This is a genomic window from bacterium (genome assembly GCA_023230585.1).
Classification (GTDB): Bacteria; Ratteibacteria; UBA8468; order B48-G9; family JAFGKM01; genus JALNXB01.
Genome location: JALNXB010000008.1, coordinates 1 through 11683 on the forward strand (window position 1 = coordinate 1; position 11683 = coordinate 11683).

11 protein-coding genes are annotated in these 11683 nt (G+C 33.7%); 10 read left to right on the forward strand and 1 reads right to left on the reverse strand.

Annotation, left to right across the window (positions count from 1 at the left end):
• Nucleotides 1–108: 108 nt before the first annotated feature.
• The 4 genes from M0P98_03110 to M0P98_03125 all read left to right on the forward strand — a co-directional run bounded on the left by M0P98_03110 (nt 109) and on the right by M0P98_03125 (nt 4075).
• Nucleotides 109–597, forward strand: a complete 489-nt coding sequence (locus M0P98_03110) for a zf-HC2 domain-containing protein (protein MCK9265858.1) — start codon at nt 109–111, stop codon at nt 595–597.
• Nucleotides 598–921: 324 nt separating this feature from the next.
• Nucleotides 922–1509: a SagB/ThcOx family dehydrogenase gene (locus tag M0P98_03115; protein ID MCK9265859.1), complete on the forward strand. Its 588-nt coding sequence runs from the start codon at nt 922–924 to the stop codon at nt 1507–1509.
• On the forward strand, nt 1506–3209 hold the full coding sequence (gene polX, locus M0P98_03120) for a DNA polymerase/3'-5' exonuclease PolX (GenBank protein ID MCK9265860.1): 1704 nt from the start codon (nt 1506–1508) through the stop codon (nt 3207–3209). Before M0P98_03115 ends, polX begins: the two co-directional genes overlap by 4 nt.
• A complete protein-coding gene (locus M0P98_03125; protein ID MCK9265861.1) occupies nt 3209–4075 on the forward strand; it encodes a thymidylate synthase in 867 nt (288 codons plus the stop codon). The genes polX and M0P98_03125 overlap by 1 nt, the downstream gene beginning before the upstream one ends.
• Before the next feature lie 25 nt (nt 4076–4100).
• On the opposite strand, the gene M0P98_03130 is transcribed toward M0P98_03125, so the two are convergent.
• Nucleotides 4101–5456, reverse strand: a complete 1356-nt coding sequence (locus M0P98_03130; protein MCK9265862.1) for a UTP--glucose-1-phosphate uridylyltransferase — start codon at nt 5454–5456, stop codon at nt 4101–4103.
• Between the two features lie 180 nt (nt 5457–5636).
• On the opposite strand from M0P98_03130, the gene miaA reads away from it, so the two are divergent.
• The 6 genes from miaA to M0P98_03160 all read left to right on the forward strand — a co-directional run bounded on the left by miaA (nt 5637) and on the right by M0P98_03160 (nt 11634).
• The gene (gene miaA / locus M0P98_03135) at nt 5637–6605 is read left to right on the forward strand and encodes a tRNA (adenosine(37)-N6)-dimethylallyltransferase MiaA (protein ID MCK9265863.1); all 969 of its coding nucleotides are present in this window, start codon (nt 5637–5639) and stop codon (nt 6603–6605) included.
• Nucleotides 6606–7895: an adenylosuccinate lyase gene (gene purB / locus M0P98_03140; protein MCK9265864.1), complete on the forward strand. Its 1290-nt coding sequence runs from the start codon at nt 6606–6608 to the stop codon at nt 7893–7895.
• Entirely contained in the window at nt 7892–8938 is a 1047-nt protein-coding gene (locus tag M0P98_03145) for a hypothetical protein (GenBank protein MCK9265865.1), read from the forward strand. The genes purB and M0P98_03145 overlap by 4 nt, the downstream gene beginning before the upstream one ends.
• The gene (gene folK, locus M0P98_03150; protein MCK9265866.1) at nt 8938–9387 is read left to right on the forward strand and encodes a 2-amino-4-hydroxy-6-hydroxymethyldihydropteridine diphosphokinase; all 450 of its coding nucleotides are present in this window, start codon (nt 8938–8940) and stop codon (nt 9385–9387) included. Before M0P98_03145 ends, folK begins: the two co-directional genes overlap by 1 nt.
• Before the next feature lies 1 nt (nt 9388).
• Nucleotides 9389–10240, forward strand: coding sequence for a pantoate--beta-alanine ligase (gene panC, locus M0P98_03155; protein MCK9265867.1), 852 nt, complete (start codon nt 9389–9391; stop codon nt 10238–10240).
• 68 nt (nt 10241–10308) lie between these two features.
• Nucleotides 10309–11634, forward strand: coding sequence for a neutral/alkaline non-lysosomal ceramidase N-terminal domain-containing protein (locus tag M0P98_03160; protein ID MCK9265868.1), 1326 nt, complete (start codon nt 10309–10311; stop codon nt 11632–11634).
• Nucleotides 11635–11683 lie beyond the last annotated feature (49 nt).

Consider the following 11683-nt stretch of genomic DNA (forward strand, 5'->3'; position numbering starts at 1 on the left):
AAGAGATAGCAAAGATTACTAATAGCCGTATAGGTACTGTAAAAGCAACATATTTTCAGGTTATTCAGAAATTTAAAAAGAAAATATATATAAGAGAGGTGATAAAGAATGAATTGTAAAAGGTATCAACGTTTTATAGTAGAATCTATTGTTGGGGAAATTGGTAAGAGGGATAAAGAAAATCTTGATGCCCATTTGAAAATATGTAGTGATTGTCGAAGAACTTTTATTCATTACGAATCTATTTTAAATAAGAGCAAAGAAATTGAAACCTCTATCCCTGATGATATTTTTTGGGCAAACAGGTTAAAAGATATTTATCAATTACCAGAAAAGAAAAACTTTAGATTGGTCCCTGTTTTTGCCTTAACTGTTTCTATAATATGTTTTATAATTTTAAATATTGTTTTAACACCTTTAGGAGGTAAGATTTTTACAAAAAATAAGAAGAAAGATGCCTTTGTTTTTAACACTCTCCCTATGTCAGAAGAAAGATTGCTTGAGATGGCTGACTACATCGATGAAAAATCAGCAATAGATATTTTGGATATAATATTTGATAATAACATCCCTTATGTTGTTAATTCCAACAATTAAAAAGTTTTTACTCTCCTCCTTACATTTGCCTTAGTTATATTCTGTCTGTTTTGTATGTTATAATAGACCTATATAAAAAGCGATTCTTACAATATAAAATAATGATAGTCCTCTCGGGGGTACTCGAGATAAAAGTTGGGGTTGCTCTTGCTTGTTATTCCGGACTTATCCGGAATCATGTTTTTATCTTCTGTTTTCCCCCAAGACGAAGTAAACCCCTCAAAAATACTGTCGGGACAAGCCGAGGGTTTACAAAAAGGGTGCACTTACCGTAGGTGGAGGGGCTGTTAACAAACGATAAAAAACGTCAAATAAGGAGGTAAAATGGAATATATAGATTTGGTTCAACCAAAATTTGAAGAGAATACTATTATGCAAATTCTTAACAATAGACGTTCTGTAAGGAACTATAAAGATTCGTATCTTTTGTTTAAAGAGGTCTCTGAACTACTTTGGGCTGTCTCTGGGAAAAATTCTGATTGGGGCGGTAGAACTGCACCTTCTGCTGGCGCTACATATCCTTTGGAAATCTATTTGATGGCTCTTAAAGTTGAATCTTTGCAGGCTGGTATTTATCACTACCATTTTGACCATCACAAACTTTCTGCAAAAAAACTCGGAGATATATCTGGGAAGGTTTCTGCTTCTTGCTTAGGACAAAGAATGGTGGCAGATGCTCCCGCAACCATCATTATAACGGCAGATTTTGATAGAACAACATCAAGGTATGGTCAAAGAGGTTTAAGGTACGTATATATGGAAGCTGGACATTGTGGTCAAAACTTACATATAGTAGCAGAATCTATGGGGTTAGGAACAGTGATGTTGGGTGCCTTTAAAGATAAAGAAGTAAAACAGGTTCTTGAAATAGATGAAGATGTATTATATTTTTGTCCAGTAGGGAAAAAATGACTAAAAATAAAGAAATATCAGATATATTAGGAAAAATAGCGGATATACTTGAACTTAAAGATGAAAATGTTTTTAAGATAAGAGCCTATAGAAAAGCCTCCAAAACCATTATGGAACTTTCCGAAGATATATCTGAAATTGAAAAGAGGGGCGAACTTAATAAGATAGAAGGGATAGGTAAGGGTTTGTCTGAGAAGATTCAAGAGTACTTAGCTAACGAAAAAATAGAAGAGTATCAAGAACTTATCTTAGAAATCCCTGAAGGTGTGATTGAGTTGTTAGAGATACAAAATCTTGGACCTCGCACATTGTATGAAATCTATAAAAAATTTAAGATACAGAACCTTAATGACTTAGAAAAACTCATAGAAGACGGTAAACTATTAGAACTTCCGGGTATGGGTGATAAAAAAATTGAGAATATAAAGACGGGAATCTTTTTTTATAAAACTGGTAAAAAGAGAATTTCTATTGGGATAGCGTTACCTTTGGCTGAAGAAATTTCAGAATTGGTTAAAGATAAAGCAGAAAATCTTTCAATATCAGGGTCATTGAGAAGGATGCAGGATACTGTTGGAGATATAGATATTCTGGTTGCTAGCAATGAAAGAGGTAAGGTTATAGATGCCTTTGTTGGTAGCCCTCTTGTAAAAAAAATCTTAGCTAAAGGCGATACAAAAGCGTCTATAATTATAAAGACCAACGATTTACAGGTTGATCTTAGGGTTGTTGGTATAGATTCTTATGGGGCAGCATTGCAATATTTTACTGGTTCGGTTGCTCATAATATAAAGGTAAGAAAGTTGGCTAAGGATAAAGGTTTGAAAATAAACGAGTACGGAGTGTTTAAAGGTGAAGAATATATTGCTGGAGCCAATGAAAAAGAAATTTACTCTTTACTTGGTCTTTCTTGGATACCTCCTGAATTGAGAGAAGATAGAGGAGAGATAGAGGCATCTGCAAAAGGGCTTCTACCTAACTTTATTGAATTGGTTGATATAAAGGGTGAACTACATACCCACTCAAATTATTCAGATGGAATAAATGATATAAAGACAATTGCTCTTGAGGCAAAAAAGATTGGTTATAAATATATAGGGATAGCTGACCATTCTAAAAGTTCACGAATTGCTGGCGGTATGAGTGAAGAATCATTAAAAAAACGGAATGAAGAGATAGATATAGTTCAATCTGAGGTTTCCGATATAAAAATACTAAAAGGTATAGAGGTAGATATTTTGTCGGAAGGACAACTCGACTATCCTGATGAAATACTTGAAAAACTCGATTATGTGATAGCTGCCATACACCAAGGGTTTTCAAAAAATGTAGGAATGAGGATGAAGAAAGCAATGGATAACCACTTGGTTGATGTTATAGCTCACCCAACAGGGCGACTTCTTTCAGGTAGGAAAGGGTATGAAGTTGATATAGATGAAATTATTGAGTATGCTGCTGAAAAAAATGTAGCTCTTGAAATAAATTCTTCTTTTGATAGGTTGGATTTGAATGATTTAAACATATTGAAAGGCAAATCTGTTGGAGCAAAGTTTCTTATTAGCACCGATTTGCATAGAATAAAAATGTTTAAAGAGATTAGGTATGGCGTTGGTTTAGCAAGGAGAGGATGGCTTGAAAGAAGCGATGTTATTAACACTTATGGTTGGGATGTTATTCCATTAAAAAGGAGGATGGGTTAATGTTACCTGTGATAAAAATAGAGGGTAAGAATGTTCCTGAAGTATGGGAGAAAAGTCTTATTGAGTTGTGGGATAAGGGAGTTTCTGTTAAGACAGAGTATGATACTCAAGGGGCGCCTCCAAGTAAGGATGCTACTATGATAATGGTTGTTCAAAACCCTTTAAATGAGCCAAGGATACATCTTGGTTTTCCTGGGGGAATAGAGGACCTTGAAAAATATAGGCAAGAGGTGGTTTTTGGGGTTCATGACCATTGGATAAATCCTGAAGAGAAAAAATGGACATACACCTATCACGATAGGTTGGCTAATTACACCCTACCTAACTCTTCTGAAAAAAAATCTGTTAACCAGCTCAAATATATTGTAGACAAACTCTCAAAAACGTCTTTCTCAAGAAGAGCTCAGGCAATAACTTGGGTTCCATTTTACGACCCCGAAACTTACGACCCACCGTGTTTACAGAGGATATGGTGTAGAATATTGGAAGATAATGGAGACTATTTCCTTGTTATGAATGCACACTGGCGCTCAAGGGATGCATACAGGGCTGCTTTTATGAATATTTTTGGTCTGACATCTCTACAGGAATTTATTGCGTCAAAAGTATCTGAAAGAGTAGGGCATATAGTTAAAGTAGGTCAATATACAGATATAATTGATTCATACCATATATATGGGGAGAGTTTTGAGGATTTTCAAAGCCGTTTTTTAAGTATGATGAATAAGAGGGATTTTTATAATAGTGACCGGTTAAAAAGCAGAACCATAAGAAGCGATGACCCTTCTGCGATTGCAGGTTTTGAATATGGTAAACAACTTCTTGAGATGGAAAGAAAATCTGGTAAGAAAGGTGCAACAACCTAAATTCTTTATCATAGGTTATAAAAACTTAGGTTAGGTAGGTATCTTTTGTGAATACAGGTTTTATTCTATCTATTTTAGCAATAAATTCTTCTTTATCTGTGGCAAATAAAGGGCTTATTTCAACAATAATATTGTTAGGTACATCAATATTTGCTTCCAACAACCATTTCTTATAAAATTTAACCATCTGCTCCTTAACCCGTGAAGGAGAATCTTTTCCTTTATAGTTTTTGAGAGGCGCAAACTCTTCTTGTCTGTTGGTTTCAATACAACAGATTTTTTTAGCTAAAGGTATGGCGTCGAAGAAAAATGTTTCAAATTTCCATACATCTATCTCTTTGTCTTCAAATGAAACCTTTTTTTCTTGTTTATGATAAGGTAATGCAAAACCGTTTTCATTCAAAGATTTTATGAAATCTCTGTTAATAATATGAATTCCAATACTACCACTATTAAAGATTAGGTTACCTTTTTTATCAACCGCTTTTTGGAGTTGGGTAGGTAGTTCGATATATTCTATGATTATAGGTTTATTGTTCACATTTACAAGTGTCCCGACTTTTTCGTTCTTATATTTTTTTATGGTTTTTAGTGAAAAATCTGCTTTATTTGTTAAATGACATCCAACAAATAGAGGGTCCAAAACATTAACAAGAGGGTTATCTATATGGCAATAGAAGAACATTTTTATGCCTCTCTTTTCAAGTTTATGTACAAGTTTTGATTCCCATAGAGATTTAATTGTACCTCCGTGTCCATCAGGGTTTGTAAGGATACTGCCATCTTTTTTAGTAATAAGTTTTCCTTCCGATGTTATTGAAGGTAAGAGTTCTTGCTGAAAAAAGAATATGTTGTTACGGTTAAGGTCAAAAAAGTTGTTTTTTGAGAAGAATGTTTCAATCTGTGAAACGGTTTTAGGGTTTGTCATAATCAGTAAAGGGATATCTACATTATATTTTAAAGATAACGCTTTAATTTTTTCGCTAAATAACTGGAACAATGATTTTTCTTGTAAAGGAGAGATTGGGTACATCCCTTTAGGGTGTGGGTATTTTAACCTTGTGGCTTCTCCTCCTGCAACTATTACTACTGCTAAATCTCCATTGCTTATAGATGTTTCGCCGGCTTGTTTAAGTTTTAACTTTTCTATATTTGAATATGGTTTAAATATTGTTGGAGGCGTAATATTTTTATATTCTTTTGGCTCTTTAACAGAAGAAACTTCTTTATCATACAAATCAAATACCAGCTTTAGGTTAAGTTTATCTAAATTGGTTAAAAAAGACTCCTTTTCTTGAGGAGGTAGTTTGTTAAAATAGTCAATGATGTGGGCTTGGTGGCGTTTAATTAGTATCTGTAAACTCTTTTTTTTCTTGTCCATTTCTTTTCTTCTTTTACATTAAAGTAAGTTTTCAGTAAACACCGTTAAGTTTTTAGAGTCGTGAAGAGTTTTTTCTAAGTACCTTCGAGGGCATTTTTCTCCATAATTTTATGAAAATGTGACGAGGTTTACCAAATATTTACTAAATAAATTTAAAAACATTTATACAAGACGCTTTTTATGTTACCTTATTATAATATGAAAACAGAAAATATTTCAAAAAAAATTCTTATTTTAGGAGGTCCTACAGGTGTAGGGAAATCAGATATATCTTTTGATTTGTCTCTTGCTTTAAATGGAGAAATCATTTCTGCCGATAGTATGCAGTTTTATAAAGAGATAAATATTGGGACCGGAAAAACTCCAAAATGGATGAGAGATAAGGTTCCTCATCATCTTATAGATTTCCTCTCTTTGAGAGAAGATTTTGATGTAAAGGCTTTTGTTGAGTCTGCTCTTTTGTGCGTAGAAGAGATTTTAAGTAGGGGAAAGGTTCCGATAATAGTTGGTGGAAGCGGTTTATATATTAGGAGTTTGTTGACAGGTATTTTTCCTATGCCTGAAGGGTCATCAGAAAGAAAAAATGAGATAAGAGAAAATTTAGCAAGCAAAGAATTAAGTGAACTGTATTCTCAACTACAATTGGTAGACCCTACATCTGCTAGTAGGATAAATAAAAATGATAGAAAAAGAATAAGCCGTGCTCTTGAGATATACTATTTAACTGGAAAGACGATAACGTTTTGGCATAAACAAAAATCTGAAGATAGGCTGGCAAATATAGGTGTTACTTTATATTTTATACTTACACGAAGTCGAGAAGTGATGTATAATAGAATAGAAAGAAGAGTAGACGAGATGTTTGAAGAGGGGTGGATAAAAGAGGTTGTTCGACTTAAAGATGAAGGTCTACAAGGACCGCTTTTATATAAAGCACCAATAGGGTATGCAGAAATTATAGATTATTTGGATTCCAAATATAGTATGGAAGAACTTGTAAATTTAGTTAAAAAGAAGACTAAAACCTATGCCAGAAAACAACTAACATGGTTTAGGCGAGAAGACGGGATATGGCTTGAGATTCAAGATAAAAGAAAGACTGTAGAAGAAATAATCAAAAATTTTCTTGCTTTAAAAACGGAGGATTAAATGATACCAAGGTATACCAGAGTAGAGATGTCGAAGGTTTGGAGTGACGAAAATAAGTTTAAAAAATGGCTTGATGTTGAAATAGCAGCCCTTGAAGGTTGGAGTAAAATTGGAGTAATTCCTGATATTGCTGTTAAGAGTATTAGAGATAACGCTAAGCTTGATATAAAAAAAATTAATGAGATAGAAAAAACAACAGGGCACGATGTAATAGCGTTTGTAGAGCAAGTTAGCGATACAGCAGGCGAGTATGGTCATTATATACACTACGGGTTGACTTCTTCTGATATTGTAGATACTGCTCTTGCTTTACAATTGAGGGAAGCAGGGAATATTCTGCTTAAAGATATTTTTACAGTAATGGAAATATTGAAAGATAAAGCCTTAGCTTTTAAGGATATAATAATGATGGGGAGAACCCACGGTATTCACGCCGAACCATTGACACTCGGTTTTAAGTTTGCAGGGTGGTATTATGAGTTTTTAAGGAACCACAAACGTATGGAATCTGCAATTGAAGAGATAAGCGCAGGAAAACTTTCTGGTGCTGTTGGAACCTTTTCTAATATAGACCCTCGTGTTGAAGAGTACGTATGTAATAAGTTTTCTCTTGAAAAAGAGAACTTTTCAACTCAGATTATTTCCAGAGATAGACATTCATTTTTTCTTTCAGTTATAAGTATAGTTGCTGCCTCTTGCGAAAAGATAGCTTTACAGATACGTCTTATGCAACAGACAGAACTTTCTGAGTTAGCTGAGCCCTTCGGGAAAGGTCAGAAAGGTTCGTCAGCTATGCCTCATAAAAGAAACCCTATATTAAGTGAAAGAGTTTGCGGACTTGCAAGGGTTGTAAAGAAGAATGTAAATGTATCTTTAGAGAACGTAGCTTTATGGCACGAAAGAGATATAAGCCATTCTTCAGCTGAGAGAATAGTTTTTCCTGAATCTACAATTCTGTTGGACTACATACTAAACCTTTTATCTAAAATTTTGAAAGATATAGATGTTTTTGAAGAAAACCTTAAAGAAGATATGAAAATAAATAAGAAAGTTTTCTTCTCCCAGATATTACTTAATACATTGGTTGAGAAAGGGGTTCCTCGTAAAACAGCTTATGAGAAAATACAGAAGAAAGCTTTTGAAGCAATCTCTGGAGAAAAGGATTTTCCTACCTTGATTAAAGATTCTCTTGGTATAAAAAAATATTTAACTAAGGAAGAACTTGATAATATTTTTGATATCAAACATCTTTTAAGGAATATTGATAAAATGTTTGAGAAGTTACAATGAAAAATTTTATTATCACCCTTAATGGTTATGGGTTGCTTCTGAAAGAACTTTTTAGAAGTAAACCTCTTTTTGAATACGCTGATAAAAGCAATTTTCAAAACTTGTCAGAAAAAGGTAGGTGGGGTTATATACATCTTGGTAAAACTTTAGAAAAATCGTATTTTAATCTTTTTGCAAATGAGACAGATTTTCCCGGCGAAGCATTTTTAAGGAGTTTGGTAAGCAAAAAATTGCCTGACGGGCTAAAAACGTTTTTTCTTGCAGAATTTTTAACCCACATAGAAGGCAAGGTGATAGAAACAGACTTAATATTTTCAGATAAAGAACTTAACCAGTTGCTTATGACGGTTTCTGAAGATAAAACAGGTTTTTCTTATGATATATGTGATGGAAAAGTTGTAGTGGGTTATAAGGAGCGTTTTCCTTCCAAAAGTATGGTTTTCCCTCCAAGTTTAAAGAATAGAAAATTTAAGGATTATCTTTATAAAGAAAAAGAGTTTAAGAAAATCAACAACCTTATACTAAAATCTTCTACAACACTCTATGAACATCCTATTAACCAGATAAGGTTGGACCTTGGAGAACCTATAGGAAACCTGTTCTGGTTGTGGGGGATGGGTGAAAAGAAAGATGTATACCAGTTTTCTGAGAGGATGGAGCGAAAAAGTTTTTTCATTTCATTTAATGATGATTTACAAGGGGTTCCAGAATATTTGGGGTTTGAGAAAATTCCTGAGATATCTTTTTATGAAGATGACTCAATTTTATGGATAAACAACTCACTTGATATCAATCAAGAGCGTTCTTTGTGGGTGAAAAGTTTTGAAAAATTTGATTCTGAAGTTTTAGGGTATGTAAGGTCGTTATGTTCAAATGACGATTATAGAATACTCTTTATATTTGATTCTTTTTCGCAACAAAATAGAGTGTTAACTAACCAATGGGGAGTTTACTGCTTTATGACCAACGTTTCCCCAAAACCGTTGAGGTTTCGCAAGCATATTAAAAACGGTAAAATGTTTATTGAAAAATTTTTTATATAATGGTTAAAATATATATATCTATTGGAAGCAATAAAGGAGATAGGCAAAAGCATATTGTTGACGCCTTAAAATATTTACAACAATATGTTTTTATATTAAAAATATCGTCTTTTATTGTCACTGCTCCAGTTGAAAACGTGAAAGGTGGATATTTTCTTAATGGTGTTGTTGAAGGTAAAACAGCCTTTCGTCCTCAACAGTTATTATCTTTTTTACAGCAGGTAGAGGTTAATGTTGGAAGAGAGGTTTTTCATAAAAAAGGTGATGAAAGAGAGATAGATCTGGATATTGTTTTTTATGGAACTAAGGTTATTAAAAGAGAAAACCTTGTTATACCTCACCCGAGATACAGTGGTAGAGAGTTTGTTCTTACGCCCTTGTTAGAAATTGCACCTTATTTAATTGACCCTGTTACAAAGTGTAGTATTAATAAATTAAGGAAAGAGTAAAATGAAGATTATAAAAAGAGTCTCAGAGGTAAGAAGTGAGGTTAAAAATTTAAAAGATAAAAAAAATGTTATAGGGTTGGTGCCAACAATGGGCGCTATTCATCAGGGGCATATATCTCTTGTTAGAGGTTCAAAAAAGGAGTGTAATATAACAGTAGTTAGTATATTTGTTAACCCAACACAATTTGGACCTTCTGAAGATTATGAAAAGTATCCGAGAGATATTCAGAGAGATATTCTTCTGTTGCAAGAAGAAGGTGTAGATATACTGTTTATGCCTTCTGTGGAAGAGATGTATGGTAAAAAATCTCTCGTATCGGTGGAGGTATCAGAGCTTTCTGAAAAGTTTGAAGGTAACTTAAGACCTGGGCATTTTAAAGGTGTTTGCACAGTTGTGTGTAAATTGTTCAATATAATTTCTCCTGACAAATCTTATTTCGGATGGAAAGATGCACAACAACTTGTTATAATAAAAAAGATGGTAAAAGATTTAAATATGCCAATTGAAATAGTCGGGTGCCAAATATTTAGAGAACAGGACGGGCTTGCTATGAGTTCCAGAAATGTTTATTTGTCTCCAGAAGATAGGAAAAACTCTATTGCTCTTTATTCAGGTCTTAAAAAGATAAAAGATATGGTAGAAGTAGAAAATATAAGGGACACAAGTTCCCTTATAGTAGAAGGAAAAAGGGTGGCGGAAAGTTTTTCTGGTGTAGAGTTAGACTATTTATCAGCAGTTGATACAAATACCCTTGAACCTTTAGATAAGATAAAAGGAGAAGTACTTATTCTTGGAGCAATAAAAATTGCAGGAGTAAGACTTCTTGATAATATATTAATTAAATTGAAATAGATTAAAATTAATGTTGCTAAAGTAAGTTTGATAATAACGAATTTAAAAAAATACCGGGAAAGAAAAAAATGGATAATAGATTGCTGGCAGGAACCACAAAGGTTGATATTACACCTCCTCTCGGATACTTGTTGCAAGGGCATACAATTCGCAATAAACCAAGTAAAAGAGTACACGACCAACTTGGTTTAAAAGTTGTTAGTATAAGCAAGGAAAGTGAACGTATGGTTTTAGTTAGTTGCGACCTATTATGTTTTACGAAAGATTTTGTAGAGGACGTAAGAGCAGAGATTACTGAAAAGACAGGTTTGTTGCCTCATCAGGTGCTTTTATGTTGTTCTCATACCCATACAGGACCTTTTACATTGGATTTATTGGGGAGCGACCCAAGAAACTTTGTGCCAGAGTACCTTTCTATTGTTAAGAAAAAGATTGCAGGTGCTGTTATTGAGTCTATGAGTAACCAAGTACCTGTAAAAGTTAAGTATGGGCGTGCCAATGTTGATATGGGTATTATCAATCGGCGTAGAAAGAATCCTGACGGAACAATCGGGGGACCTGACACAACAGGGTTTATTGATTACGAAGTAAGTGTTCTATCTTTTGAAAGAGATGAAGGTGACCCGCTTGCTATACTTTTTAACTACGGATGTCATCCAACAACTCTGTCTGCCGATATATACGAAGTTTCAGCTGACTATCCAGGTGCTGCACAGAAAGAAATAGAGAGTTTTTATTATAAAACAAACGCTATTTTTACCAACGGTTGTTTGGGAGATGTAAGACCTGCTCTTCTTGATGAAGAAGAACACAATTTTAGAGGCGGAAGTTTTGAAGATATGCGTAGGATGGGTAGACTTCTTGCGTCAGGAGCAATACAGGCTAGAGAAACTTCGGTTTTACTTAATGTGGAAAAATTAGAAACTCGTCTTGAAAAATTCTCTTTTAATCTCGATAGAAATTTTCTTTTTCAAGATAAACAGGCTCTTGAGGATAATTTTCTTAAATTGGTATACAAATTTAGAAAAACCTATCAACCACTCGAATCTGAAATAAGATGGAAGAACTTCTGGCTTGATAAAATTAACAGAAAAGAGGTTATTCCTCAAGAAATAATTAGGGAGATACATTTATTTAAAATAGGTGGTGTATCACTTGTTGGTTTACCAGGGGAAACAGTAGCAGAGATAGGTCTAAAGATAAAGCAGAAACTCAAGAATGCTTTTACTATTGGGTTGAGTAATGGGTATCTTAGTTATATTCCTTCTGCGACAACTCTTAAAGAGGGCGGATATGAAGCCTCCCTATTTTTTTATCAAGACTCTCCAGGTCCTTTTTCTGTTGATATGGAAGAGAAACTTCTTGATAAAATATTTTCTATGGTTGAAAAATAATGTAACCTGTTTAATGAAAACAAAAGTAGTAACTATTTTAAATTACAAC